Genomic DNA, 25,423 nt, shown 5'->3' on the forward strand with positions numbered 1-25,423 from the left:
CCCAAACGGCCGGTGAATGGCCTGATGACATAAAGCGTTGGCAGTGAGATAGACCACGAAGTGGGCGAATTCGCCCATAGTGGCTTAAGAAATTTCGCGCCTGAAGGGCGGCAAAGCATTGAGGATAGCCTTGCCATAGCGCTGCGTGACCAAACGGCGGTCGAGCAAGGTGATGGTGCCTCGGTCTTCCTCGGTACGCAGCAAGCGCCCGCAGGCCTGGACCAGCTTCAAGGAAGCATCCGGCACCGAGATTTCCATGAACGGGTTACCGCCACGGGCCTCGATCCATTCGGCCAAGGCCGCCTCGACCGGGTCATCCGGTACCGAGAACGGGATCTTGGCGATCACCACGTGCTCACAGTAGGCGCCGGGCAAGTCCACGCCTTCGGCGAAACTGGCCAGGCCGAACAACACGCTGGAATCACCGCCATCAACACGCGCTTTGTGCTTGTTCAGGGTTTCCTGTTTGGACAGGTTGCCCTGGATGAACACCTGCTTGCGCCAGTCGCGGTCGAGGCCGTCGAACACGTCCTGCATCTGTTTACGCGAGGAGAACAGCACCAGGGTGCCGCGTGAACCTTCCACCAGGTCCGGCAAGTCGCGGATGATCGCGGCCGTGTGCGCGGCCGCGTCGCGAGGGTCGGCCTTGAGGTCCGGCACTCGCAGCACACCGGCATCGGCATGGTGAAACGGGCTCGGCACCACGGCGGTGACGGCCTTTTTCGGCAGGCCGGCACGCATGCGGAAGCGGTCGAAAGTGCCCAGCGCGGTCAGCGTGGCCGAGGTCACCAGGCAGCCGTAGGCCACATTCCACAGGTTGCGGCGCAGCATTTCGGCGGCCAGGATCGGGCTGGCGTTGACCTCGATATCAAACAGCGCACCGCTTTCGGACAAGGTCAGCCAGCGCGCCATGGGCGGGTTGTCTTCCGGGTCTTCGACGGTAAAGGCGGTCCACAGCTCCCAATTGCCCTGGGCGCGCGACAGCAGGCTGCCGAACAGGGGGTACCATTCCTCGGCCTGGTTGCTGGCGATACCGATGTTGACCTCGCCATCCATGCCTTCCTTGAGCAGGTCGGTCAGGCGGGTGAACAGGTCGGTCAGCCGTGAGAAGCCTTTTTTCAGCTCGATACCCATTTCACGCATGTGCTCGGGGATCAATCCGCCGACAAACCGGTGACGCGGCCGTTCGCGGCCTTCGACGTCTTCGCCGGGTTTGAAGTCGGCGACCTGCTCGCAGGCGCTGAACATGAATTGCTGCTGGGTCTTGATCTCGCGCGCCAGCTCCGGCACCTGCTCTATCAGTTTGCCCAGATCGCCGGGCAATGGGTGCTGGGCGAGCAATTTGGTCAGGTTCTTGGCGGTGGTTTCGAGCCAGTCGGCGGTGGAACGCAGACGGGTGTAGTGGGCGAAATGGCCGATGGCCTTATCGGGCAAGTGGTGCCCTTCGTCGAATACGTAAAGGGTGTCGCGCGGGTCCGGCAACACAGCGCCGCCGCCCAGGGCCAGGTCAGCCAGGACCATGTCGTGGTTGGTGACAATCACGTCGACCTTGCCCATGCCCTCGCGGGCCTTATAGAAGGCGCACTGGCCGAAGTTGGGGCAATGCCGGTTGGTGCACTGGCTGTGGTCGGTGGTCAGGCGCGCCCAGTCGGCGTCTTCCAGGGCGGTGGGCCAGCTGTCACGGTCGCCGTCCCATTTGTTGCCGGCAAGTTTCTCGATCATGCTGGTAAACAGCTTCTGGCTGACTTCATCAACCTCGATCTTGAAGCCTTCCTCTTCGAACAGCGAAGCCGTGGCGGTCTGGGCGTGACCTTCCTGCAGCAATACGTCGAGCTTGGACAGGCACATGTAGCGGCCACGGCCCTTGGCCATGGCGAAGGTGAAATTCAGGCCGCTGTTGCGCATCAAGTCGGGCAGGTCTTTGTAGACGATCTGCTCTTGCAGGGCGACGGTGGCGGTGGCAATCACCAGGCGCTTGCCGGCGGCCTTGGCGGTAGGGATTGCGGCCAGGCTATAGGCCACGGTCTTGCCGGTACCGGTGCCGGCCTCGACGGCCACGACCGCGGGGTCGCCACTGCGCCGACCTTCGTCGTCGGTGTCGATATCCCCGAGGACTTTGGCCACTTCGGCGATCATCAGGCGTTGGCCGTAGCGCGGTTTCAAGCTCTTGGCTTCGAGAAAACGCGAATAGGCGCCCTGGATCGTGGTTTTGAGTTCAGTGCTGATCATGGATAGTCGGGCGCAAAAAACGCTGGATAAATTTTCAGTGGTTCGGATCGGCCGCTATCATACCCCGCTAATTAATCCCGCGCAGAACGGAGTACCACAATGACCGCGTTTAGCCTCGCTTACACCCTGCATGTATTGGCCGCCCTGGTATGGGTCGGCGGTATGTTTTTCGCCTGGATGATCCTGCGCCCCGCCGCCATGGCGGCACTTGAGGGCCCTGTCCGGCTCAAGCTGTGGGCGAATGTGTTTCAACGTTTTTTCGTGTGGGTCTGGGTGGCGGTGCTGGTTTTGCCGATCAGCGGCATCGGTCTGTTGCAACTGCGCTTCAGTGGGTTTGAGACCGCACCGCGCTATGTGCAGGTGATGATGGGCTTGTATCTAGTGATGACCGCGCTGTTCATCCGTATCCAGGCATTGAAGTTCCCGGAATTGCGCACGGCGGTGGCGGCTGAGGATTGGCCTGCAGGTGCGGCTGCGCTGGGGCAGATTCGCAAGCTGGTGGGGATTAACCTGATTATCGGGTTGGTGGTGGTGGCGATTGCTTCGGCTCGGCCGATGTTCTGAGGCTGGCCTTCATGGCCCCTTCGCGAGCAAGCCCGCTCCCACATTTGGAATGCATGTCAATGTGAGAGCGGGCTTGCTCGCGAAGGCGTCAGAACAATCGACTCAAAGCCGCTGAATAGTCACAGCGCCCGCAGGTCCAGCCGGCCCCGGTTGCCCTTCCAGCCCTGGCCGGCCCTTCTGGCCACCATCGGCGCGGTACACCAGGCAGCCCTTGGATTGCCCGCCTTTGCCCGGCTTACCGGCCGTGCCGGCCAAACCGCCCGCACCGCCATCCACCCAGACCTTGATCTGCTCGGCCGGGAAGCTCTGCGGCAGCTCCACGCGTACGGTCGCGCCCGCTGCGCCTGGCAGGCCATCGCCGCCATTGTCGCCATTGGCGCCGCGCCCGGCTGAACCCCAGGTGCAGCCCGGGTCCACGCCATTGGCGCCATCCAGGCCGGCATACCCTTGGGCGCCGGCGCCGCCACGGGCGTCCACCGACAGTTCATCGGCGGTCAGCGCGTTGATGCGCAGGACCAAGTCACGCCCCGACTTGGCGGCTCGTTCGTGGGTGCCGGGAGCACCGCGCGAAGTGATCTGGCTGCCATGTTCCAGTTGCGCGTTACGCACCTGCAACTGCAGCGCGGTGTTGCCGGGGGCGATAGCGATACGGGCTTCACGGCCCAAATGCAGCTCATCCACCGTCACTTGGCTGATGGTCGCCGGAATCAACAACGTGCCGTAATCCGCCACATCCAGGCGTTCGAGCTGCAAAACGTTGGTGCTGCTGGGCAGGCGCATCAGCGAGTTGGTTTCAACACTGACGCTCTGCGCCAGGGCAATGGGGCTGACCAACAGGGCCAACAGAAAAACCTTACGCATGATTGGCCTCCTTGTTTGTTTCAATAACGGCAGGCGCCGACAGGCCCCGCACATGGAACATCCCCACCAGCAGAATCTGCAGGCGGTCACGCCAGGGGTGGGCACGGTGTTTCAGGCTGCTGTTGAACAACAGCAATTCCAATAGATGAGTCAGCAACAACAGACTGCCGGCCAGACTGACCAACAGGTGAAACGGATTGGCGAGCGGCCGGAATAAATTGACCACCACCACAACCCAGAACAGTAACGTCAGAAACTTTCCCAGCCCCCAAAACACCTTCATCCTGCATGCCCCTGCCTATTATTCTTTGGGCGCACAGTACCGACTTCTGCAGGCGATTTGCCAGTGAAGGATGAAAAAACTTGATAAAGGCACGGTTTGCCTGCGGTTTCGGCGAGGATCGCCAGCAATGCCCCTGGGGGTCCCACAGGGGCAAGGGCCGTCAGCGGTTGATTTTGATTTCCACACGACGGTTCAAGGCTCGACCGTCAGCGGTTTTGTTATCGGCCACCGGCTGACTTTCGCCCGCGCCCACCACCGATACAAAGTTGCTGCGCGGCACGCCCGCACTCACCAGGTAATCGGTTACCGAGTGCGCGCGTTTTTCCGAGAGTTTCTGGTTGTAGGCGTCTTTGCCGACGCTGTCGGTATGCCCGCTGACCCGTAGCTGGGCGCTCGGGGCTTCGCGTTTGAGGCGCGTGGCGATGGTGTCGAGCTTGGTTTTGTCCGCCGCCGTCAGCCTGGCCGAGTCGAACTCAAAGTGCACATCGCGGATCACGATGGTTTCTTCCTTGACCACGACCACCTCTTCCACCACGGCTGCCTCCGCTACAGGTGGGCAGCCATTGACATCAACCTGCACGCCCTTAGGCGTGCCCGGGCACTTGTCGCGGCTGTCCGGCACGCCATCGCCATCTTCGTCGCCATCACCGTGCACCCAGCAATAGGCGCCAGCCATGCCGCCGATCAGCAGCGCGCCATAACCTGCGTACGCCGAACTTTCAGTGGCGCCAATCGCTGCGCCGGTCACACCACCGACGGCTGCACAGGTGGGCCAATCGGTTTTTTGCAAACCTGCGCAACCTGTCAATACTCCGGTTAGCAGAACCAAGGGTAGAGCTGTCCGCATGATGCTCATCTGATTTCTCCTGAGGGGATCGGCGGGGGCCGACGGGTGGAGTAAAGACCGCTCTTTTCATCTACGCCACTGCGCCGCACCCCCGTATTTATTGGAGATCGCCCTCTATGCAGGACTTTTGCACGCCGCCCGCTCTAGGCCCGCACGCTCAGCCGCGCTAGTCTCTAGGGTCCTGATGTGAGGATCTCTGATGATCGCTGGTATTTCTTCCCGTACGCCACAGCAAGCCCTGGCCGCCTTGCTGGATTTGCACCAGCCCAAACGCCTGTTGTTGTTGGGTGCCAGCCAGTTCCCGGCGCTGGATGCCTTTCAGGCCGAGCACCCGGACACCCAAGTGGCGATCGCGGCGCCCGGGCCGTTACCGGCAGAACTTGCGGCGCAGCGTTTTGACCTGGCGCTGGTGGTCGATTGCCTGGAGCACCTGTCAAAACCGCAAGGCCTGACGCTGCTCGGCGGCATTCGCAACCTCAATGCCAGTCGCATTGCGGTGCTGGCAGACCTGAACGCCTGCGGCTGGAAGGAAACCGATTTCTTCTCCCTGGCGCTGCAGGCCGGCGAGCGTTTCCAGCGTGATGATCAGGTTTTGACGCTGTTTACCTATGATCTGCTTGACTATAAACAGGTGCCGGACTGGCTCAACGCCCGCTTCTGGGCCAACCCGGAAAACTTCGGAAAGTATTGGTGGTAACCATGAGTACATCCATTTGCCCGTGCGGCAGCGGCAATCTGCTGGATGCGTGCTGCGGCCATTATCACGCCGGTCACCCGGCGCCCTGTGCCAGCGCATTGATGCGTTCGCGCTATAGCGCCTACGTGCTGGGGTTGGTGGACTACCTGGTAGCCACTACTTTGCCTGCGCAACAAGCCGGACTGGACCGCGCCGCCATCGGCGCCTGGAGTGCCCAGAGCACCTGGCTGGGCCTGGAAGTGGAAAGCTCCGAAGTGTTTGGCGGCCAGCCGGAGCATGCGTTCGTGACGTTCACTGCTCGCTGGCACGACAGCACTGGAGAACACAGCCACCGTGAACAGTCCTCTTTCGTACAGAATGAGGGGCGCTGGTACTTCATCGACCCGACAGTGGAGGTGAAGGCCGGGCGCAATGATGTATGTTTGTGCGGCAGTGGGCAGAAATTCAAGAAGTGCTGCTCCAGCTACCTCTAATCAACTGACAGGGAAAACGCCATGCTTCGGATGTACAGCTTGATGCTGGCGTTGACCCTGGGCCTCACCGGGTGCGCGTCCTGGTTCGAGGACAGCTCGCCCCCGCCTCATGTCTCCCTGGTGAAGGTTGAAGTGGTGCGCGCCAAATTGCTCGAGCAGCGCTTCAAGCTGTACTTTCGCGTGGATAACCGCGACGACGCCGACCTCACGGTGCGCGGCCTGATCTACAAAGTCAGCCTGGGCGATTTCGTGCTCACCGAAGGCGAGTCCAACGAATGGCTGACCGTACCACCGCGCGGCCATGCTTTTTTCCGGGTGAAGGTGCGGACCAACCTCTGGCCGCAGATACGCGATGTGGTACAGATGCTTAAAAACCCGAGCAAACCCGTGCCCTATCGCCTGGAAGGCGAGCTGAAAACCGGATTATTCATCGGTAATGACGTGCAGGTGAACCACAATGGCGAGATAATCCCCGGCGATTTTATTCCGGAGCGACATCGATGACTCAGCAACCCCATGTCCATGGTCCTGACTGCAACCACGATCACGATCACCATGATCATCATGATCACGACCACGGCCATGTCCACGGCCCGAACTGCGGCCACGCTCACCAGGAGCCAGTGCGCAACGCCCTGAAAGACGTCGGCCGCAACGATCCTTGCCCATGCGGCAGCGAGAAGAAATTCAAGAAGTGCCACGGGGCCTGATGCCCTGACCCCGCAGGAGCCGGCTCGCCGTGGCAAGCTGGCTTGCTGTGGCGAGCGGGCTTGCCGTGGCGAGCGGGCTTGCCCCGCGTTGGGCTGCGCAGCAGCCCCAATAAGATCAACGCGTTTCCTCAACAAAACGCAATGTCAGGTTTTCGGGCTGCTCCGCACCCCAACGCGGGGCAAGCCCGCTCGCCACAACAGCAGCACAACCTCCAGGCCCCCGCCTTCCCGGTTACTCAAACTCAATCGCCCCTCATGCGCCCGCGCAATCGTATGCGCAATACTCAACCCCAACCCATACCCGCCGGTTTCGGCATTGCGTGAACCTTCCACCCGGTAAAACGGCTCCATTACCTGCTCCAGCTGTTCCTGGGGAATCCCCGGTCCGCGGTCACTGATGACAATCTGCAAGCTGTCCGCCTGATCCTCAACCCGCACCACCACCTCGCTGCCATAACGCACCGCGTTTTCCAGCAAGTTCTGCACACAGCGTTTGAGACTGCGCGCATAGCCCGGCAACGGTTGCTTGGCGCGGCCCACGATGGTCACGCTTTCGCCCACGTCTTCCAGGTCCGCCTGCAGGCTTTGCAGCAAGGCATTGATGTCGATGTTCTGTCGCGTCTCGTTGATCTCACCGCTGCTGACAAAGTCCAGGGTGCTGGCCACCATGTGTTCCATTTCTTCCAGGTCGCTGCGAAAGCGCTCCTGGGTGCGCGTGTCTTCGAGCATTTCCGTGCGCAGGCGCAGGCGTGTGATCGGCGAGCGCAGGTCGTGGGAAATTGCCGCGAGAAAGCGCGTGCGCTCGGCGATATTGGCGATCAGCCGCTGCTGCATCGCATTAAACGCCTGGGCGGCGCGGCGCACTTCAGTCGGGCCATCCACCGGTAACGGTGGGCGCTGGATGTCCCGACCCAGCGCCTCGGCGGCCTTGGCCAGGGCATTCAGCGGGCGGATGGCCAGGCGCACCGCCACCAGAGCGATGACCACCAGCACCAGCACTCGCAGCAAATAGATGCGCATCACGTAATCGAACAACAGGTCCAGCGGCGAGGTACTGGTCCAGCCCTGCTCTTCACTGGCGTCCACGCGCAACCAGCGCCCATCGGGCAGGCGCAGGTCGATCAGAAACTGCCCGACCACAGGCCTTGAGCTGAGCAAGGTTGAAAGCCCGGCGGTCTGCCCTTCGCCATCGACCAGCGACAGGCGTAAAAGGCTTAGGGTTTGCGCGTAGCCGGTTTTTTGCGCCAACACCTGCTTGATCAGGCGTTCGGTGGGCCGGTCGCTGTCGGTGAGCGTGCTGGGCGTGCTGCTGGCCTGGTCGCTCAAGGTCAGCCGAAAGTGCGGCGTATCAAGCAGCTGGATCAACTGGTCGGCCTGCTGCGGGTCGCTGTGCATCAGGCGCACCACATCCGCCAAACGCGTGGCGATCAGCCGTGCGGGGATTTCCAGCACCTGACCATGACGCCGGTCGTACCAGATGCTGCTGGTCAGCGCCTGGGCCGCGAGCATGCCGCTGACCAGAATCAGCACCAGGCGCCCGAACAGCGAACGCGGCAGCAGCCTCACGCGCCCAGCACCACGTCATCGGCGGTGAGCATGTAACCCTCGTTGCGCACGGTCTTGATCAGCCCCGCCGGCAGCTGCGAGCGCAGGCGGCTGACGCACACGTCAATGGAGCGGTCGAACGGCGTGCTGTCCTTGTCGAACACATGGTTGAGCAGAAAGTCGCGGCTCAACGGGCGATTGGGGTGCTGCAACAACAGGCGCAACACGCGGTAATCCGAATTGCCGAGGCTGACCACCACGCCTTCGGGGCTGAGCAGCTGCCGCGCCCGTGTGTCGAGTTGCCAGCCGGCGAACCGGATGCTCGGCGCCTCATCCAGGCGCGCACGGTCCGGAAAACTCTGTACCCGGCGTAACACCACCTTGATGCGCACCAGCAATTCACGCGGGTCGAAGGGTTTGGGCAGGTAGTCGTCGGCGCCGATTTCCAGGCCGACGATGCGGTCGATCAACGAGCCCTTGGCCGTGAGCATCACCACCGGCGTGTTGGAGCTGACCCGTAGCTCGCGGCACAGGCTCAGGCCGTCTTCGCCGGGCAGCATCAGGTCGAGCACGATCAGGTCGATCACATTCAGCGCCAGGCGACGGCGCATTTCCTTGCCGTCGGCGGCGGTAGACACCTGAAAGCCCGCGTCACTCAAATAGTCGCTGAGCAGTTGGCGGATTTGCGGGTCGTCATCAACGATCAACAGGTGGTCAAGCTTTGCCATGGGCAGTCAATCCGAAAACTCAAAACGCAGGAGATAGCCGAAAGCTCAGCCAGTGGTACGCGCAAATGTAATGGAATGTTGTGGGAAACCATAATCACGCATCAGCGATACAAAGCCGGGGTATGGCAGGCGGAATCGCTCTTTAGACTACCGAACCTAAATGAGAGTAATTGTAATTTAGACTCGGATCACTGCCCATGTCACTGCCCACCCCGCACCGTCACACGCTGCATACCACTCTGGCACCGATGTTCGGCTTTCTTGCTGCCGGCAGCGTCGCGCCGACGGCCTGGGCCGATGCGTCCACCGCCGCGCCTGACGATTCGGTGGTGAGCCTGCCGCAAATCAAGGTCGACGCCGAAGAAACCACGTCCGCCTTCAAAGTCGACCGGGTGACCTCGGCAAAAATCAGCCAGCCGCTGCTCGACGCGCCACAAAGCGTGACCATCGTGCCGCAGCAAGTGCTTAAAGAGCAGAACGCGCAAACCCTGCAGGAAGTGTTGCGCAACGTGCCGGGCATCACCTTCATGTCCGGTGAGGGCAACCTGGGTTGGGGCGACCTGTTTTCGATTCGCGGCTTTTCGTCCGAGCAAAGCCTGACCGTCGACGGCGTGCGCGACGCTGGCATGTCCACGCGCACCGACACCTTCAACCTGCAACAGGCCGAAGTGTTCAAGGGCACCGGTTCCATTGAGTCAGGGGTTTCGGCGGTGGGCGGCAGCGTCAATCTGGTGAGTAAAGAAGCGCACTTGGGTGATGCCAACAAAGTCTCCGCAGGGATAGGCACCGACAGCTACCGGCGCCTCACTGCCGACATCAACAAGCAGTTGACCGACACCAGCGCCGTACGCATCAACCTGATGAAGCACTACAACCAGGTGGCCGACCGCGACGACGTGGACTACGACCGCTGGGGCATTGCCACCTCGTTCGGCTTCGGCCTGGGCACCGACACGCGGTTCTTCGTCGACACCTTCTATCAGAAGGACACCAACACCCCGGACGGCGGCGTGCCGATCCAGCGTGGCACCGACGGCCATCGCATGCCGGGTGTGAAACGTTCCAACGGGTACGGCGATTCGAGCCTGTATACGCAGCAAAACGAAACCACCGCGCTGACCGCACGCTTCGAACATGACTTTGACTGGAACGAAGCCAACCTGCGCAACCAGACGCGTTGGGAGCGCAGCGACAACTTCGCGGTGCTGTCCCCGGCGCGTTTTTTTGCCGCCGACGCCAAAGGCAAAAAAACCTGCACCGGCACGCGCTGTGCGACGTTGGGCTACACGGGTGTAGGCCCGCTCAGCCAAGTGCCGGGCAGCACGGTAAATGCCTACACCGACTACGTGAACAACAGCAACACCGGCTACGGCATTCTGCGTGGCAGCGATTTCGGGCTGTCCAAGCGCTACACCATCCTGGATAACCAGACCGACTTCAGCTTCACGTTCAACACTGCCAGCCTGCAACACGCGGTGGTCAGCGGCCTGGAGTTCTATCACGAGACCTACGGCGGCCTGAAACGTAACGCTGAAGTGCCGGCCGGCGACATGTTCTTCAACATGAACGACCCCAGCCACAGCTTCGCCAGCACTTACGTGACCAAAGGCGAAGGCGACCCGCGCTCGGTGATCGACAACGCCGGCATTTACCTGGGCGACACCGTCACCCTCAACGAACACTGGCAAGTGCTCGGCTCGTTGCGCTACGACAACTGGCGCGCGCAAACCACACAGCGCGGCCAGGCCACCATCAGCAGCACCGACGGTGCGGTCAGCGGTCGTATCGGCGCGGTGTACAAGCCGTTGCCAAACGCCAGCATCTACGTGTCCTACAGCGAGGCGGCGCAACCGTCGGCGCTGGGCGCGTCCACCAACAACCAGATCTACGGCGCGTCCACCACCAGCAACTACAGCCCGGCCAAGTCGAAAACCTACGAGATGGGCACCAAGTGGGACATTGCCCACGACCGGCTCAATGTTACGGCGGCGATCTTCCGCACCGAACTGGACAACGCCTGGGAATACCAGGACGGCGAATCCGCCCCGGTGCGCGCCCTGCCCGCCAAACGCGTGGACGGCGTCGAACTCGGCCTGCATGGCAACATCACCCCGCGCTGGACCGCCTACACCGGCTTTTCGGCGCTCAAAAGCACGCAGACCAAAGGCATCAACAAGGGCGCGCAAGCCAAGAACGTCCCCGACCTGACCGCCAACCTGTGGACCACCTACGCCGTCACCGACGCCCTGAGCCTGAGCTACGGCGAGCAATACGTGGGCCGTCGTCGCTACAGCGACAACAAGTATGTCGGCGGTTTGAACAACAACAGCAGCTACGCCAATGGCCCGTCCGGCGTCGATGCGATCTACACCCGCGACCACGAAAAAGCCCCCGGTTACTGGCTGAGTAACCTAGCGGCGCAATACAAGGTCAACAAGGACACCACGGTCAACCTCAACCTGAATAACGTGTTCAACACGTTTTATTACAGCCAGGTTGGCGCGTCCCTCGACGGCTTCCAGCTCTACGGCATCCCAGGCGCAGGCCGCACCCTCACCGCCAGTGTCGATTATGAATTCTGATTTTCCCTCACCAGGAGTCCTGTCCATGTTCAAACCCCGCAACGTGCTCAAGCTCGGCGTGCTGTTCGCCGCGCTGGTACTCGGCCATGCCGAAACCGCCGCCGCCCATGAAGTTACCGACGTGCTGGGCCGCAAGGTCGAGGTAAAGGACGACGTTAAACGTGTGGTGCTCGGAGAAGGCCGGTTGATTTCGGCATTTGCCCTGCTCGACAAGGACGCGCCGTTCCAGCGCATCGTTGGTTGGCAGAACGACTTGAAGCTGCTGGACCCGCACACCTACAACGCTTATGTGGCGAAATTTCCCTCGGTGAAAGACATCCCGTTGATCGGGCAGGCGTCGGAGCAAAGCGTCAGCGCCGAGGAAATTCTCTCGCTCAAACCCGACCTGGCGGTGTTCAGCATTTCGGGCCACGGCCCGACCGAACACAGCGCGGTGGCAGACGTGCTGGCCAAAGCCGGCATCCCGGTGGTGTTCGTCGACTTTCGCATCAACCCGGTCCAAGGCACTCACACCAGCATGAACGCGCTGGGCCAGGCCTTGGGTCGTGAAAGCCAGGCCAACGCCTTCCTGGCGTTCTATGACCAGCACATCAAGGTCATCACCGATGCCGTCGCCACCTTGCCCGCTGGCCCACGCCCCAGCGTGTTCCTCGAATTGCTGGCCGGTGCCTGGCAGGCGCCGGGGCACACCACCGGCAAAAGCGGCATGGGTGAAGTGATCAAGCTGGTCGGCGGGCGCAATATCGCCGCCGACGTGGTGCCGGGTGCGCTGGGCGATATCAGCGTCGAGTACGCACTGAAAGCCGATCCGGACGTGTACGTGGCCACCGGCAACCACAAGCCGGGCTTGATCCTGGGCGCTGGCGTGAGCACTGACGAAGCACGTGGGGCGTTTGACCGGGTGTTGGCGCGGCCGGAATTCGCCCATCTTCGGGCCATCCGCGAGGGCAATGCCCACGGCCTGTGGCATGACTTCTACAACTCGCCGTACAACCTGCTGGCAATTGAAGCGCTGGCCAAGTGGGTTCACCCGGCGTTGTTCGCCACGCTCGATCCGCAGACGACTAGGGAGCAAATCAACCAACAGTTCCTGGGCATGCCGTTGCAGGGTGCTTATTGGGTTGACGCAAAAACCAAGTAACACCTATCGCCCTGTTGGAATGCAGTCAGTGTGGGAGCTGGCTTGCCTGCGATAGCAAAGTGTCAGTCACTGAATCAGTCGACTGATACACCGCTATTGCAGGCAAGCCAGCGCCCACATTTGGATTTTCATCGTTTGTTAACTGTGTGTGAGCCCAATGACCACTCAAACCCTTGACCTCGCCACTGCCACTCACGGCTACCGCCGCTTGCTGGCACGTCGCGCCTGGCTACTCGCGCTGTTGGGCACGGCGCTGGTCTGCGCGATGCTGGTGGACCTGGCCAGTGGCCCTTCGGGCATGGGCCTGCTGGCGTTACTCGACGGCATCCTGCACCCCTCGCACCTGAGCGCCACCGACCAGGTGATCATCTGGAACGTGCGCCTGCCCTATGCACTGATGGCGGTGCTGGTCGGTTGCGCGCTGTCGCTGGCCGGGGCCGAAATGCAGGCGATTTTGAACAACCCGCTGGCCAGTCCATTTACCTTGGGCGTGTCGTCGGCGGCGGCGTTGGGCGCATCACTGGCCATCGTATTTCCGGTGACCACGTTGTGGGTGTCGGCCAACACGGCAATTTCCATCTCGGCCTTTATCTTCGCGGCCGCCTCGGTATTTTTGCTGCAAGCCATGTCACGCCTACGCGGCGCGGGCGTGGAAAGCCTGGTGTTGTTCGGCATCGCGCTGGTGTTCAGTTGCAATGCGGTCGTGGCCCTGCTGCAACTGGTCGCCACTGAAGATGTCTTGCAGCAACTGGTGTTCTGGACCTTGGGCAGCGTGACCCGGGCCAACTGGGACAAGCTCGGCATCCTCGCGCTGGTCGTGGCGGTGGTGATGCCGTTTTCTTTCGCCGCCGCACCGCGCCTGACCCTGCTGCGCATGGGCGAAGACCGCGCGCAAAGCTTTGGCGTGGACGTGAAGCGCCTGCGGTTTTTCTCATTGCTGCGTATCAGCCTGTTGTCAGCCACCGCCGTGGCGTTTGTAGGCACCATCGGTTTTATCGGCCTGGTCGGTCCGCATATCGCGCGGATTCTGGTGGGTGAGGACCAACGCTTCCTGCTGCCCGCCAGCGCCTTGACCGGCGCGTTATTGCTGGCGCTGTCGTCGATTGCCAGCAAGCTGATCATGCCGGGCGTGATCGTGCCGGTCGGCATCGTCACCGCGCTGGTGGGCGTGCCGATTTTCGTGGTGCTGGTGTTCAAGCGCGGGAGGCAGCTATGAACCTGGGCTTATCGGTACACAACGCCAACGTCAGTTATGGCCGGCGGCACATCGTGCATGACCTGAGCTTGCCTACCCTGCCCCACGGCAGCCTGACCGCGCTGATCGGCCCCAATGGCGCCGGTAAGTCGACCCTGCTGCGCGCCGTGGCCGGGCTGGAAAAGATGCAAGGCGTGGTAAGGCTGGGTGCACTGGACCTGTCGGCCATGTCCGTGGCCGAGCGTGCACGCCGCGTCACGTACATGCCGCAAAACCTGCCGCCGGGCCTGAGCCTCAGCGTGATGGAAAGCGTGATCGCCGCACTGCGCGTGGCCCATGTGGAAGGCATTCCCTTGTCCAGCGAGGCCTGTCTGCGTGAAGCGTTTGAGGCGTTGCAGCGCATCGGCATCGCACACCTGGCCGATCAACTGCTAAGCACCTTGTCCGGTGGCCAACGCCAATTGGTCAGCCTCGCCCAACTCATCGCACGCCGCCCACAGGTGATGTTGCTCGACGAACCCACCAGCGCCCTCGACCTCAATTACCAGTTGAAGGTCATGGACTGCGTGCGAGGGCTGGTACGCGAACACAACCTGATCGCCGTGGTAGTGCTGCATGACATCAACCTCGCCGCGCGGTTTGCCGACCACATTGCCGTGCTGCGCCAGGGCCGCTTGTACGCCAGTGGCGTGGCGGACGAGGTGCTTGACCCGGCGCTGTTTGCCGACGTTTACGGCGTGCGGGTGCGCATTGAACGGTGCTCGCAGCAGTCGTTGCAGGTGCTGGTCGATGGGGCTGTGTAAAACGCTTCTAAGGTTAGACGCAAATGTTTGATTGAATTATTGCCCTTCGATCATCACCTATACCTGCAGGCATTCGCTCATTTGGAGAGCTTCATGATCGACCTGTATTACTGGACTACCCCCAACGGTCACAAAGTTTCACTGTTCCTGGAAGAAGCCGGTTTGCCCTACAAGGTGCACCCGATCAACATCGGCCAGGGCGACCAGTTCAAACCAGACTTCCTGAAGATTGCTCCCAACAACCGTATCCCGGCCATCGTCGACCAACGCCCGAGCGACGGCGGCGCACCGATTTCACTGTTTGAATCCGGCGCCATCTTGCTGTACCTCGCGGAAAAAACCGGCCAGTTCCTCCCCAAAGACCTGCGCGGTCGCCAGGAGGCATTGCAGTGGCTGTTCTGGCAAATGGGCGGGCTGGGGCCAATGGCCGGGCAAAACCATCATTTCAGCCAGTTCGCACCGGAAAAAATCCCTTACGCGATCAAGCGCTACGTCGATGAAACCGCGCGCCTGTATGGCGTGCTGGACCGGCGCCTGGCGGATCGCCCGTTCGTGGCAGGCGATGACTACAGCATTGCCGATATGGCGATCTACCCGTGGATTGTTTCCCACAAGTGGCAAAGCCAGCGCCTGGAGGATTTCCCCCATGTGCAGCGATGGTTCAACAGCATCAAGGAACGGCCAGCGACGGTTCGGGCATATGAGCTGGTGCAGAAAGTGAACCCACCCAAAGCCTGATCTGAAGTCTTACTCGGTCAAAATGTGGGAGCGGGCTTGCTCGCGAATGCGGTGGTTCAGTCAGACCTTCGTTGACTGACACACCGCATTCGCGAGCAAGCCCGCTCCCACAGTTGATTTGCGCAAGACTCAAACTCCTGCTTGCGTCGTTTCGCCGCGCTCACTAACGTAGCGCCTTTAATGACGCTACCCCCGCAGGAGCTTTGCCATGGCCTCGCCAGCCCTCTCACATTTTCTTCCCCGGTTCGGCGTTGCCGCGGCAGTGGCCAGTGCATTAAGCCTGGCCGGTTGCCAGCTCCAGAGCACCCAGGACACCCTGCCACCCGTTGCCGGCGTGCAGCCGATCAAAGGCCTGGCCCAGAATGTGTCGGTACGCCGCAATGCCCAAGGCATGCCGCTGATCGAAAGCAACACCTTCCATGACGCGCTGTTCAGCCTCGGTTACGTGCACGCCAGCGACCGCATCACCCAGATGGTCACCTTGCGCCTGCTGGCCCAGGGCCGTCTGGCGGAAATGTCCGGGCCAGAAGTGCTGGATGTCGACCGCTTCATGCGCGCGGTCAACCTGAAAAAAAGCGCCGGCGAGCTGTACAACGCTTCGTCGCCGCGCCTCAAGCGCTTCTTTGAAGTGTATGCGCGGGGCGTCAACGCCTACCTGTTCCGCTACCGCGACAAGCTGCCGCCGGACCTCGCCCAGACCGGCTACAAGCCCGAGTACTGGAAACCGGAAGATTCGGCGCTGTTGTTCTGCCTGTTGAATTTCAGCGAATCGAGCAACCTGCAAGAAGAGCTCTCCTCGTTGGTGCTGGCGCAGAAAGTCGGCGTCGACAAGCTCGCCTGGCTCACGCCAAGTGCGCCGGATGAGCCAATCCCGGCGGACGAGGCCGACAAGCTCAAGGGCGTGAACCTGGGCCAGATCACCGGCCTTGCGGGCCTGGAAAGTGTCGGCCAGCAGTTGAGCAGCCTCAACGCCCTGGCGGTCACCACCTCCAGCAACTGGGCCATCGGCCCACAACGCAGCCGCAGCGGCAAAAGCCTGCTGGCCAGCGACCTTGCCGCCCAGCCGCAAGCGCCGTCGCCGTGGAATTACGTGCAGATCCGTGCGCCCAAATACCAGGCAGTCGGCGCCTCGATTGCCGGTCTGCCGACCCTGTTGTCCGGCTTCAACGGCAAAGTCGCGTGGAGCATGAGCGCGGTCAAGGGCGACACCCAGGACCTGTTCCTGGAAAAGGTCAAACGCCAAGGCAACGCGTTGTACTACGAGAACAACGGCAAATGGCTGCCGGCCACCGTGCGCAACGAAACCTACTTCGCCAAAGGCCAGCGGCCACTGCGTGAAGTGGTCTACGAAACTCGCCACGGCGCCCTGCTCAACAGCAGCCAGGCGCTGACCAGCGGTTTCGGCCTGGCCCTGCAAACCGCCGACTTCAAGGACGACAAGAGCCTGGACGCGTTTTTCGACCTGTCCCGTGCGCAAAACGCCGGCAAGGCGTCGGACGCGACCCGGGAAATCCGCGCCATCGCCCTGAACATGATCTTCGCCGACGCCAGCAACATCGGCTGGCAAGTCACCGGCCGCTTCCCCAACCGCCGCGAAGGCCAGGGCTTGCTGCCGTCGCCGGGCTGGGACGCGCGCTTTGACTGGGACGGCTACGCCGACGCGATGCTGCACCCCTACGATCAGGACCCGGCCCAAGGCTGGATCGGCACCGCCAACCAGCGCACCGCGCCACGCGGCTATGGCATGCAGCTGTCCAACTCCTGGGATGCACCGGAGCGCAGCGAACGCCTGGCGCAGCTGGCCAACGCCGGCAAGCACGACAGCCGCAGCATGATCGCCATGCAGTACGACCAGACCACCCTCTTTGCCGCCAAACTCAAGACCATGTTCCAGGCGCCGGGCATGGCTCAGCCGTTGAAACAGGCGATTGATGCATTGCCGGCGGCCGACGCGACCAAGGCCCGCGAGGCGCTGAATCGCCTGATGGCGTTTGATGGCCGACTGGCGCCAACGTCCGCCGACGCGGCGATCTACGAGCTGTTCCTGCAGGAAAGCACCAAGCAGATCTTCCTCGACGAACTCGGCCCGGAAAACAGCGCCAGCTGGAAAGCCTTTATCAGCAACGCCAACCTGTCCTACTCCGCCAGCGCCGACCACCTGCTGGGCCGCGAAGACAGCCCGTTCTGGGACGACGTGCGCACGGCGCAAAAAGAAGACAAACCGGCGATCCTGGCCCGCAGCCTGACCGCCGCGATCACGGCCGGCGACAGCCAATTGGGCGGCGACCACAAGGCCTGGCAGTGGGGCAAGCTGCACACCACCACGTGGAAAAACACCAACGGCCAGGTGATTCGCGGGCCGTTCGCCAGCGGCGGCGACCACAACACCCTGAACCCGGCGCCCTACCGCTGGGGCCAGGACTTCACCACCACCCAGGTGCCGGCGCTGCGCATGATTGTCGACTTCGGCCAGATCGAACCGATGATGGGCCAGGGCGGCATTGGCCAGTCCGGCAACCCGGCCAGCCCGAATTATGCGAACGGCATCGACCCGTCGCTCAAGGCGCAATACCTGAGCTTCCCGATGCAGCCGCAGAACTTCGACAAGGTGTACGGCAAAACCCGGTTGACCCTGACGCCTGGCAAATAACCCGGTTTCTCACTGAAGAAACCGGATCAAAAATGTGGGAGCGGGCTTGCTCGCGAAGGCGGTCGATCAGTCACTCAATAGTTGGCTGAACCACCGCCTTCGCGAGCAAGCCCGCTCCCACATTGACCTTATGCATTCCGATAGAACTTCTCGCCCCACCGTCCCCTCATACCTGATAAGCCCATCGCCCCCGGCACGCCCATGGACCTTGTCATCGCCCGGCCCGAAGGCCTCTACTGCCCCGCCGGAGATTTTTATATCGACCCATGGCGGCCGGTGGAGCGCTCGGTCATCACCCACGCCCACGGCGACCACGCCCGCACCGGCAACCAGCACTACCTGGCCGCCGCGCCCGGTGAAGGCATCTTGCGCTCGCGCCTGGGCCAGGACATCAATCTGCAAACCCTGGCCTATGGCGAACAACTCGTGCACCACGGCGTGACCCTGAGTTTTCACCCTGCCGGGCACGTGCTGGGTTCCGCCCAGGTGCGCCTGGAATACCAGGGCGAAGTCTGGGTCGCCTCCGGCGACTACAAAGTCGAGCCCGACGGCACCTGCGCGCCCTTCGAACCGGTGCGTTGCCATACCTTTATTACCGAATCCACGTTCGGCCTGCCGATCTACCGCTGGCAGCCCCAGGCGCAGATCTTCGCCGGGATCAATGACTGGTGGCAGGCCAACATCGCCGCCGGCAAGGCCAGCGTGTTGTTTTGTTATTCGTTCGGCAAGGCCCAGCGCATCCTGCATGGCATCGACGCCAGCATTGGCCCGATCCTCAGCCATGGCGCGGTCGAGCCCTTGAACCGGGTGTACCGCGAAGCGGGCATCTACATCCCCGAAACCCTTTATGCCGGCGACTTCAAAAAGACCGACCCGTTGCTGCGCCAAGCGCTGATCATCGCCCCGCCGTCCGCAGGCGGAAGCAGTTGGATCAAGCGTTTCGGCGACTACAGCGACGCGTTCGCCAGCGGCTGGATGCGCCTGCGCGGTACGCGGCGGCGCCGCGGAGTGGACCGCGGCTTTGTGCTCTCGGACCACGCCGATTGGCCGGGGCTGTTGTGGGCCATCGAGCAAACCGGCGCCGAGCGGGTAATGGTCACCCACGGTTCTGTCGGCGTTCTGGTACGTCACCTGCGGGAAAAAGGCCTGGATGCCCAGGGCTTCACTACCGAATACGGCGATGACGAAGAGGAGGCCAGCGCATGAAAGCCTTCGCCGAGTTATACGCCAACCTTGATGCCACCACGTCCAGCAATGCCAAGCTCGCCGCGTTGCAGGCGTATTTTCGCCAAGCCCCGCCCGACGATGCAGCGTGGGCGGTGTACTTCCTGTCCGGCGGGCGACCTCGGCAACTGGTGCCCACCCGTTTACTGCGCGACATGGCCACCCAAGCCTCGGGCATCGAGCCATGGCTGTTCGAAGAGAGCTACCAATCGGTCGGCGATTTGGCCGAGACCATTTCCCTGCTGTTACCCGAATCCACCTACACCTCGCAAGATGGCCTGGCGGTGTGGCTCGAAGAAAAGCTGCTGCCCCTGCGTGGTTTGCCGCCTCTGGAACTCGCCGAACGCCTGCCCGCGCTGTGGGCCCAACTGGATCAGCCGAGCCTGATGGTCTGCATCAAGTTGATCACCGGCAGCTTTCGCGTCGGCGTGTCCAAATTGCTGGTCACCCGCGCCCTCGCCGCGATGGCCGACCTCGACAGCAAGCGCGTGGCGCAACGCCTGGTGGGCTACACCGACCTGTCCAATCGCCCTACGCCTGAAGGCTACCTCAAGCTGATCGCTGCCGAATCGTCCGACGAACACGCGCAACGCGGCGGGCAGCCGTATCCGTTTTTTCTGGCCCATGGGTTGTCGCAGCCGGTGGAGCAATTCGACGCCCTGCTCGGCTCCCCCGCCGACTGGCAGGTGGAATGGAAGTGGGACGGCATTCGCGCGCAACTGGTCAAGCGTGAAGGCCGGCTGTGGGTCTGGTCGCGGGGCGAGGAGCTGGTCACCGAGCGTTTTCCCGAACTGCACAGCCTGGTCAGCGGCTTGCCGGATGGCACGGTGATCGACGGCGAAATCGTGGTGTGGAAGGACGCGGTGCAACCTTTCGCCCTGCTGCAACAGCGGATCGGCCGCAAGACCCTGAGCAAAAAGGTGCTTGAGGATGCTCCGGTCGCCGTCCTCGCCTACGACCTGCTGGAGTTTGAGGGCGACGATTGGCGCAATCACACCCAGGCCGAACGCCGCACCCAACTCGAGCAGGTGATTGCTCAGTGCAACCAGCCTGTGCTGCTGCCATCGCCTTCGCTGACGGGGACCTCTTGGGCAGACCTTGCGCACCAACGCGAGGCGTCTCGCCAGTTGGGCGTGGAAGGCATGATGCTCAAGGCCAAGGACGGCCTGTACGGCGTGGGCCGCACCAAGGACATGGGCGTGTGGTGGAAATGGAAAGTCGACCCGTTCAGCGTCGACGCGGTGTTGATCTACGCCCAACGTGGCCATGGTCGTCGCGCCAGCCTGTATAGCGACTACACCTTTGCAGTGTGGGATGGCCCGCCCGGCACAGAACGCACGCTGGTACCGTTTGCCAAAGCCTATTCCGGCCTGACCGACGAAGAAATGCGCAAGGTCGACGCAATTGTGCGCAAAACCACGGTGGAGAAATTCGGGCCGGTCAGCAGCGTGACGCCGAGCATGGTGTTTGAGCTGGGCTTTGAGGGCATTGCCCTGTCCAAGCGCCACAAGAGCGGGATTGCGGTGCGGTTTCCCAGAATGTTGCGGTGGCGCCAGGATAAGGCAGTGGAAGAAGCCGACAACCTCGGGACCTTGCAGGACTTGTTGACCTGACCCCTTACTCCCAAACACTGCAGAACCCTGTGGGAGCCGGGCTTGCCCGCGATGGCGGTGGGTCAGTTAGAGAGATTTAGCTGACACACCGCCATCGCAGGCAAGCCAGCTCCCACATTTTGGATCCGAGCAAGATCCAGAATGGTGCATTGATTTTTCCATGCCCATTTTCGGGCATCTCCTACACTCACATCTCCTTTATCCTTCCTTTTAAAACAACCATTCGGAACTACATTCGGAACTATGGTGCAGAAATTGCTACTTGTGATCCGTCTGACACCGTTCAGTAACAGTCCTAAACGCGCCACAAGCGCTTATCTTGGTTTCCAGGGATTACATAATGAAAAAAGCATTGCTGACCCTTTCTGCACTGGCTCTGTGCATGGCTGCTGGTGTTGCCACAGCCAAGGAATACAAGGAATTGCGTTTTGGTGTCGATCCTTCCTACGCGCCATTCGAGTCCAAGGCCGCCGACGGCAGCCTGGTAGGCTTCGATATCGACCTGGGCAATGCGATCTGCGCCGAGCTGAAGGTCAAGTGCAAGTGGGTTGAAAGTGACTTCGACGGCATGATTCCGGGCCTCAACGCCAACAAGTTCGACGGCGTGATTTCCTCGATGACCGTGACCGAAGCCCGTGAAAAGGCGATCGACTTCTCTAACGAGCTGTTCTCCGGCCCGACGTCCCTGGTGTTCAAAAAGGGCGCGAACTTCTCCACGCCTGAGTCCCTCAAGGGCAAAACCGTGGGCTACGAGCAAGGCACCATCCAGGAAGCCTACGCCAAGGCGGTGCTGGACAAAGCCGGTGTGACCACCAAGGCCTACGCCAACCAGGACCAGGTGTATGCCGACCTGACGTCCGGTCGTCTCGACGCCTCGGTGCAAGACATGCTGCAAGCCGAACTGGGCTTTTTGAAGTCGCCGGCAGGCGCTGACTACGAAGTCAGCAAGGCCATCGACGACCCATTGCTGCCATCCAAAACGGCGGTCGGTATCAAAAAAGGTAACAAAGACCTCAAGGCCTTGCTCGATAAAGGTATCAAAGCGTTACACGATGATGGCACCTACGCCACCATCCAGAAGAAACACTTCGGCGATCTGAACCTGTACAGCGGTAAATAACACCCTGGCGCCCACCTGTTTCAGGTGGGCGCTTTTTTATCGCCATAGGTCCTGAATTCATGTTTGAAGATCTTTTACAAACCCTGGGGCTGAGTGCCTTCAGTTTGAAGGGGTTCGGCCCGCTGTTGCTGCAAGGTACGTGGATGACGGTGAAACTGTCGGTCGCCTCCCTGGCCGTCAGCGTCCTGCTCGGTTTGCTCGGCGCCAGCGCTAAACTGTCCAGCGTCAGCCTGATCCGCGTCCCCGCCCAGCTCTACACCACCTTGATTCGCGGCGTGCCCGACCTGGTGCTGATGTTGCTGATTTTCTACAGCCTGCAAATCTGGCTGACCGGTTTTACCGACTTCATGGAATGGGACTACATCGAGATCGACCCATTCAGCGCCGGGGTTATCACCCTGGGCTTTATCTACGGTGCCTACTTCACCGAGACCTTTCGCGGTGCGATCCTCGCCGTGCCGCGGGGCCAGCTGGAAGCGGCGACCGCGTACGGGCTGACGCGCGGGCAGCGGTTTCGCTTCGTGACCTTCCCGCAGATGATGCGCTTTGCCCTGCCAGGCATCGGCAACAACTGGATGGTGATGCTCAAGGCCACGGCGCTGGTGTCGATCATCGGCCTGGCGGACCTGGTCAAGGCGGCTCAAGACGCCGGCAAGAGCACTTATCAACTGTTTTACTTCCTGGTCATCGCCGCGTTGATCTACCTGCTGATCACCAGCGCGTCCAATGTCGTCCTGCGCTGGCTTGAGCGCCGCTACTCCGCTGGGTCCCGGGAGGCCGTGCGATGATCGAACTTCTGCAGCAATACTGGCGGCCCTTCCTTTATAGCGACGGCCAGCACATCACCGGGCTGGCTATGACCCTGTGGCTGCTCAGCGCGGCGCTGGTGATTGGCTTTGTGGTGTCGATCCCGCTGTCCATCGCCCGCGTGTCGCGCAAACGCTACATCCGCTGGCCGGTGCAGTTTTACACGTACCTGTTTCGTGGCACGCCGCTCTATATCCAGCTGCTGATCTGCTACACCGGGATCTACAGCATTGCGGCCGTACGGGCGCAACCGGTGCTGGATGCGTTCTTTCGGGATGCGATGAACTGCACCATCCTCGCCTTCGCCCTGAACACCTGCGCCTACACCACCGAGATTTTCGCCGGGGCAATCCGCAGCATGGCGCATGGCGAAGTCGAAGCAGCCAAGGCTTACGGCCTCACAGGCTGGAAGCTGTATGCCTACGTCATCATGCCGTCGGCCCTACGCCGCTCGCTGCCGTACTACAGCAACGAAGTGATCCTGATGCTGCACTCGACCACCGTGGCGTTCACCGCGACGGTGCCGGACATTCTCAAGGTGGCCCGGGACGCCAACTCGGCCACGTACATGACCTTTCAATCATTCGGCATCGCTGCGTTGATCTACCTGACCGTGACCTTTGCGCTGGTCGGGCTGTTTCGTCTGGCGGAGCGCCGCTGGCTGGCCTTTCTCGGGCCGAGCCATTAAGGAGTTGTCATGCGTCATCAGGTACATGATCTGATCGCGCCGGTGCCAGGCACGGCGCGGCAGATTCACAGTTTCCACTTCGGCCCGGAACAGGCTGAAGGCAAGGTCTACATCCAGTCATCGCTGCATGCCGACGAACTGCCGGGCATGCTGGTGGCCTGGCACCTCAAGGCCCGCCTGGCCGAGTTGGCGGCGGCCGGCAGGCTGCGCAGCGAAATCGTGTTGGTGCCGATTGCCAACCCGGTGGGCCTGGAGCAAGTGTTGATGGATATTCCGCTGGGCCGCTACGAGCTGGAAAGCGGACAGAATTTCAACCGCCGGTTTGTCGACCTCAGTGAAGAGGTCGGTAACCAGGTCGAGTATTTGCTGGGAGATGACGCGCAGCACAACGCCCGATTGATCCGTGCCGCGCTGTCCACTGCCCTCGCCCGGCAAGCGGCCGACACCCAGTTGCAATCCCAACGCCTGGTGCTGCAACGCCTGGCCTGCGAGGCCGACATGGTGCTCGACCTGCATTGCGACTTCGAAGCCGTGGCGCACCTGTACACCACGCCCGAGGCCTGGCCGCAGGTGGAGCCGCTGGCACGCTACATCGGCTCGGAAGCCAACTTGCTTGCCACCGACTCCGGCGGGCAGTCCTTCGATGAGTGTTTCACCCTGGTGTGGTGGCAGTTGCAGCAACGCTTCGGCGAGCGCTTCCCGATTCCCATGGGCAGCTTTTCGGTGACCGTCGAGCTGCGCGGCCAGGGCGACGTCAACCATGGCCTGGCCCGCCTCGACTGCCAGGCGATCATCGATTATCTGATCCACTTCGGCGCGATTGAAGGCACCGCCGCGCCATTGCCTGCCTTGCCCTACCCGGCCACCCCACTGGCGGGCGTCGAGCCTGTGACCACGCCCGTTGGCGGTTTGCTGGTATTTTGCGCCCTGCCCGGTGAATACCTGGAAGCCGGGCAATTGATCGCCGAAATCATCGACCCCCTTACTGACCGCGTAACGCCCGTGCACTGTAAAAACGCCGGCCTGCTTTACGCCCGTTCGCTGCGGCGCATGGCCACTGCCGGCATGGTGATCAGCCATGTCGCAGGCCATGAAGCCTACCGCAGCGGCTACCTACTTTCGCCTTGAGGATGCACGCCCCATGTACAAATTGACCGTTGAAGGCCTGCATAAAAGCTATGGCGACAATGAAGTGCTCAAAGGTGTCTCGCTCAAGGCCAAGACCGGTGATGTGATCAGTTTGATCGGCGCCAGCGGTTCGGGCAAAAGCACCTTTTTGCGCTGCATCAACTTTCTGGAAACCCCCAACGACGGCGCGATGACCCTCGACGGCCAGCAAATCCGCATGGTCAGCGACCGCCACGGCATGCGCGTGGCCGACGACGCCGAGCTGCAACGCCTGCGCACGCGGCTGGCGATGGTGTTCCAGCATTTCAACCTGTGGAGCCACATGAGCGTGCTGGAAAACATCACCATGGCCCCGCGCCGGGTGCTGGGTTGCAGCAAGAAGGACGCCGAAGACCGCGCCCGTCGCTACCTGGACAAGGTAGGCTTGCCGGCGCGCGTGGCCGATCAATACCCGGCGTTCCTGTCGGGTGGCCAACAGCAACGCGTGGCCATCGCCCGCGCCCTGGCCATGGAGCCGGAGGTGATGCTGTTCGACGAGCCGACCTCGGCCCTCGACCCGGAGCTGGTCGGTGAAGTATTGAAGGTGATCCAGGGGCTGGCCGAGGAAGGCCGCACCATGATCATGGTCACCCACGAGATGAGCTTTGCGCGCAAGGTGTCGAGCCAGGTGCTGTTCCTGCACAAGGGCCTGGTGGAAGAGCAAGGTGCGCCTGCGGATGTGCTGGGCAATCCGAAGAGCGAGCGCCTGCAGCAGTTTTTGAGCGGCAATTTGAAGTAAACCTTTGCGGCGCCTGGAG

At 61.8% G+C, this 25,423-nt stretch carries 24 protein-coding genes; 18 read left to right on the forward strand and 6 right to left on the reverse strand.

Annotated features, from left to right (window positions below; translation table 11 throughout):
* Positions 1-84: 84 nt before the first annotated feature.
* Positions 85-2,229: an ATP-dependent DNA helicase DinG gene (gene dinG / locus AACU78_RS18175; protein WP_106577121.1), complete on the reverse strand. Its 2,145-nt coding sequence runs from the start codon at positions 2,227-2,229 to the stop codon at positions 85-87.
* Between the two features lie 99 nt (positions 2,230-2,328).
* Here dinG and AACU78_RS18180 point away from each other — a divergent pair, with 99 nt between their 5' ends.
* A complete protein-coding gene (locus tag AACU78_RS18180; protein WP_106577122.1) occupies positions 2,329-2,793 on the forward strand; it encodes a CopD family protein in 465 nt (154 codons plus the stop codon).
* A gap of 102 nt (positions 2,794-2,895) precedes the next feature.
* Here the strand turns inward: AACU78_RS18180 and AACU78_RS18185 are convergent, their stop codons facing one another.
* The 3 genes from AACU78_RS18185 to AACU78_RS18195 all read right to left on the reverse strand — a co-directional run bounded on the left by AACU78_RS18185 (position 2,896) and on the right by AACU78_RS18195 (position 4,793).
* Complete coding sequence (locus AACU78_RS18185; protein WP_106577123.1) at positions 2,896-3,654, reverse strand: hypothetical protein; 759 nt, start codon at positions 3,652-3,654, stop codon at positions 2,896-2,898.
* Positions 3,647-3,937 carry a DUF1145 domain-containing protein gene (locus tag AACU78_RS18190; RefSeq protein WP_106577124.1) on the reverse strand — a complete coding sequence of 97 codons (291 nt, stop codon included), beginning with the start codon at positions 3,935-3,937 and terminating at the stop codon, positions 3,647-3,649. The genes AACU78_RS18185 and AACU78_RS18190 overlap by 8 nt, the downstream gene beginning before the upstream one ends.
* A gap of 160 nt (positions 3,938-4,097) precedes the next feature.
* Positions 4,098-4,793, reverse strand: a complete 696-nt coding sequence (locus AACU78_RS18195) for an OmpA family protein (RefSeq protein WP_106577125.1) — start codon at positions 4,791-4,793, stop codon at positions 4,098-4,100.
* A gap of 190 nt (positions 4,794-4,983) precedes the next feature.
* On the opposite strand from AACU78_RS18195, the gene AACU78_RS18200 reads away from it, so the two are divergent.
* The 4 genes from AACU78_RS18200 to AACU78_RS18215 are packed head-to-tail and all read left to right on the forward strand — an operon-like array spanning position 4,984 to position 6,664.
* Positions 4,984-5,481, forward strand: a complete 498-nt coding sequence (locus tag AACU78_RS18200) for a DUF6231 family protein (protein ID WP_106577126.1) — start codon at positions 4,984-4,986, stop codon at positions 5,479-5,481.
* 2 nt (positions 5,482-5,483) lie between these two features.
* Positions 5,484-5,954, forward strand: coding sequence for a YchJ family protein (locus AACU78_RS18205; protein ID WP_106577127.1), 471 nt, complete (start codon positions 5,484-5,486; stop codon positions 5,952-5,954).
* A 21-nt stretch (positions 5,955-5,975) separates the two neighbouring features.
* The gene (locus AACU78_RS18210) at positions 5,976-6,458 is read left to right on the forward strand and encodes an LEA type 2 family protein (RefSeq protein ID WP_106577128.1); all 483 of its coding nucleotides are present in this window, start codon (positions 5,976-5,978) and stop codon (positions 6,456-6,458) included.
* Positions 6,455-6,664 carry an SEC-C metal-binding domain-containing protein gene (locus tag AACU78_RS18215; protein WP_065890089.1) on the forward strand — a complete coding sequence of 70 codons (210 nt, stop codon included), beginning with the start codon at positions 6,455-6,457 and terminating at the stop codon, positions 6,662-6,664. Before AACU78_RS18210 ends, AACU78_RS18215 begins: the two co-directional genes overlap by 4 nt.
* 144 nt (positions 6,665-6,808) lie before the next feature.
* On the opposite strand, the gene AACU78_RS18220 is transcribed toward AACU78_RS18215, so the two are convergent.
* Together AACU78_RS18220 and AACU78_RS18225 are read right to left on the reverse strand one after the other, a co-directional pair.
* Positions 6,809-8,230 (reverse strand): ATP-binding protein, encoded by a 1,422-nt coding sequence (locus tag AACU78_RS18220; RefSeq protein WP_106577129.1) that lies wholly within the window; start codon positions 8,228-8,230, stop codon positions 6,809-6,811.
* The gene (locus AACU78_RS18225; RefSeq protein ID WP_106577130.1) at positions 8,227-8,937 is read right to left on the reverse strand and encodes a response regulator; all 711 of its coding nucleotides are present in this window, start codon (positions 8,935-8,937) and stop codon (positions 8,227-8,229) included. The genes AACU78_RS18220 and AACU78_RS18225 overlap by 4 nt, the downstream gene beginning before the upstream one ends.
* A gap of 197 nt (positions 8,938-9,134) precedes the next feature.
* Here AACU78_RS18225 and AACU78_RS18230 point away from each other — a divergent pair, with 197 nt between their 5' ends.
* The 13 genes from AACU78_RS18230 to AACU78_RS18290 all read left to right on the forward strand — a co-directional run bounded on the left by AACU78_RS18230 (position 9,135) and on the right by AACU78_RS18290 (position 25,404).
* On the forward strand, positions 9,135-11,519 hold the full coding sequence (locus AACU78_RS18230; protein WP_106577131.1) for a TonB-dependent receptor: 2,385 nt from the start codon (positions 9,135-9,137) through the stop codon (positions 11,517-11,519).
* A 25-nt stretch (positions 11,520-11,544) separates the two neighbouring features.
* Complete coding sequence (locus AACU78_RS18235; RefSeq protein WP_106577132.1) at positions 11,545-12,660, forward strand: ABC transporter substrate-binding protein; 1,116 nt, start codon at positions 11,545-11,547, stop codon at positions 12,658-12,660.
* A 157-nt stretch (positions 12,661-12,817) separates the two neighbouring features.
* Entirely contained in the window at positions 12,818-13,876 is a 1,059-nt protein-coding gene (locus tag AACU78_RS18240; protein ID WP_106577133.1) for a FecCD family ABC transporter permease, read from the forward strand.
* Positions 13,873-14,658, forward strand: coding sequence for an ABC transporter ATP-binding protein (locus AACU78_RS18245; RefSeq protein ID WP_106577134.1), 786 nt, complete (start codon positions 13,873-13,875; stop codon positions 14,656-14,658). Before AACU78_RS18240 ends, AACU78_RS18245 begins: the two co-directional genes overlap by 4 nt.
* Positions 14,659-14,751: 93 nt before the next feature.
* Positions 14,752-15,396, forward strand: coding sequence for a glutathione S-transferase N-terminal domain-containing protein (locus tag AACU78_RS18250; protein ID WP_106577135.1), 645 nt, complete (start codon positions 14,752-14,754; stop codon positions 15,394-15,396).
* A 208-nt stretch (positions 15,397-15,604) separates the two neighbouring features.
* Entirely contained in the window at positions 15,605-18,046 is a 2,442-nt protein-coding gene (locus tag AACU78_RS18255; protein ID WP_106577136.1) for a penicillin acylase family protein, read from the forward strand.
* Positions 18,047-18,247: 201 nt separating this feature from the next.
* Positions 18,248-19,252: a ligase-associated DNA damage response exonuclease gene (locus AACU78_RS18260; protein ID WP_106577137.1), complete on the forward strand. Its 1,005-nt coding sequence runs from the start codon at positions 18,248-18,250 to the stop codon at positions 19,250-19,252.
* On the forward strand, positions 19,249-20,883 hold the full coding sequence (locus AACU78_RS18265) for an ATP-dependent DNA ligase (protein ID WP_106577138.1): 1,635 nt from the start codon (positions 19,249-19,251) through the stop codon (positions 20,881-20,883). Before AACU78_RS18260 ends, AACU78_RS18265 begins: the two co-directional genes overlap by 4 nt.
* A 340-nt stretch (positions 20,884-21,223) precedes the next feature.
* Entirely contained in the window at positions 21,224-22,003 is a 780-nt protein-coding gene (locus tag AACU78_RS18270) for a transporter substrate-binding domain-containing protein (RefSeq protein ID WP_106577139.1), read from the forward strand.
* 59 nt (positions 22,004-22,062) lie between these two features.
* Complete coding sequence (locus tag AACU78_RS18275) at positions 22,063-22,791, forward strand: ABC transporter permease (protein WP_106577140.1); 729 nt, start codon at positions 22,063-22,065, stop codon at positions 22,789-22,791.
* The gene (locus AACU78_RS18280) at positions 22,788-23,498 is read left to right on the forward strand and encodes an ABC transporter permease (RefSeq protein WP_106577141.1); all 711 of its coding nucleotides are present in this window, start codon (positions 22,788-22,790) and stop codon (positions 23,496-23,498) included. The genes AACU78_RS18275 and AACU78_RS18280 overlap by 4 nt, the downstream gene beginning before the upstream one ends.
* A gap of 9 nt (positions 23,499-23,507) precedes the next feature.
* Positions 23,508-24,626, forward strand: coding sequence for a succinylglutamate desuccinylase/aspartoacylase family protein (locus AACU78_RS18285; protein WP_106577142.1), 1,119 nt, complete (start codon positions 23,508-23,510; stop codon positions 24,624-24,626).
* A gap of 13 nt (positions 24,627-24,639) precedes the next feature.
* Positions 24,640-25,404, forward strand: coding sequence for an ABC transporter ATP-binding protein (locus AACU78_RS18290; protein WP_106577143.1), 765 nt, complete (start codon positions 24,640-24,642; stop codon positions 25,402-25,404).
* Positions 25,405-25,423 lie beyond the last annotated feature (19 nt).

It is taken from the genome of Pseudomonas sp. R9.37 (assembly GCF_963878885.1).
GTDB lineage: Bacteria > Pseudomonadota > Gammaproteobacteria > Pseudomonadales > Pseudomonadaceae > Aquipseudomonas.

Coding starts and splice junctions, on each gene's coding strand:
- AACU78_RS18210 (WP_106577128.1), top strand. CDS start 5,976: ATGCTTCGGATGTACAGCTTGATGCTGGCGTTGACCCTGGGCCTCACC.
- AACU78_RS18270 (WP_106577139.1), top strand. CDS start 21,224: ATGAAAAAAGCATTGCTGACCCTTTCTGCACTGGCTCTGTGCATGGCT.
- AACU78_RS18275 (WP_106577140.1), top strand. CDS start 22,063: ATGTTTGAAGATCTTTTACAAACCCTGGGGCTGAGTGCCTTCAGTTTG.
- AACU78_RS18235 (WP_106577132.1), top strand. CDS start 11,545: ATGTTCAAACCCCGCAACGTGCTCAAGCTCGGCGTGCTGTTCGCCGCG.
- AACU78_RS18240 (WP_106577133.1), top strand. CDS start 12,818: ATGACCACTCAAACCCTTGACCTCGCCACTGCCACTCACGGCTACCGC.
- AACU78_RS18195 (WP_106577125.1), bottom strand. CDS start 4,793: ATGAGCATCATGCGGACAGCTCTACCCTTGGTTCTGCTAACCGGAGTA.
- AACU78_RS18185 (WP_106577123.1), bottom strand. CDS start 3,654: ATGCGTAAGGTTTTTCTGTTGGCCCTGTTGGTCAGCCCCATTGCCCTG.
- AACU78_RS18190 (WP_106577124.1), bottom strand. CDS start 3,937: ATGAAGGTGTTTTGGGGGCTGGGAAAGTTTCTGACGTTACTGTTCTGG.
- AACU78_RS18260 (WP_106577137.1), top strand. CDS start 18,248: ATGGACCTTGTCATCGCCCGGCCCGAAGGCCTCTACTGCCCCGCCGGA.
- AACU78_RS18245 (WP_106577134.1), top strand. CDS start 13,873: ATGAACCTGGGCTTATCGGTACACAACGCCAACGTCAGTTATGGCCGG.
- AACU78_RS18215 (WP_065890089.1), top strand. CDS start 6,455: ATGACTCAGCAACCCCATGTCCATGGTCCTGACTGCAACCACGATCAC.
- AACU78_RS18225 (WP_106577130.1), bottom strand. CDS start 8,937: ATGGCAAAGCTTGACCACCTGTTGATCGTTGATGACGACCCGCAAATC.
- AACU78_RS18280 (WP_106577141.1), top strand. CDS start 22,788: ATGATCGAACTTCTGCAGCAATACTGGCGGCCCTTCCTTTATAGCGAC.
- AACU78_RS18285 (WP_106577142.1), top strand. CDS start 23,508: ATGCGTCATCAGGTACATGATCTGATCGCGCCGGTGCCAGGCACGGCG.
- dinG (WP_106577121.1), bottom strand. CDS start 2,229: ATGATCAGCACTGAACTCAAAACCACGATCCAGGGCGCCTATTCGCGT.
- AACU78_RS18290 (WP_106577143.1), top strand. CDS start 24,640: ATGTACAAATTGACCGTTGAAGGCCTGCATAAAAGCTATGGCGACAAT.
- AACU78_RS18265 (WP_106577138.1), top strand. CDS start 19,249: ATGAAAGCCTTCGCCGAGTTATACGCCAACCTTGATGCCACCACGTCC.
- AACU78_RS18255 (WP_106577136.1), top strand. CDS start 15,605: ATGGCCTCGCCAGCCCTCTCACATTTTCTTCCCCGGTTCGGCGTTGCC.
- AACU78_RS18180 (WP_106577122.1), top strand. CDS start 2,329: ATGACCGCGTTTAGCCTCGCTTACACCCTGCATGTATTGGCCGCCCTG.
- AACU78_RS18230 (WP_106577131.1), top strand. CDS start 9,135: ATGTCACTGCCCACCCCGCACCGTCACACGCTGCATACCACTCTGGCA.
- AACU78_RS18200 (WP_106577126.1), top strand. CDS start 4,984: ATGATCGCTGGTATTTCTTCCCGTACGCCACAGCAAGCCCTGGCCGCC.
- AACU78_RS18250 (WP_106577135.1), top strand. CDS start 14,752: ATGATCGACCTGTATTACTGGACTACCCCCAACGGTCACAAAGTTTCA.
- AACU78_RS18205 (WP_106577127.1), top strand. CDS start 5,484: ATGAGTACATCCATTTGCCCGTGCGGCAGCGGCAATCTGCTGGATGCG.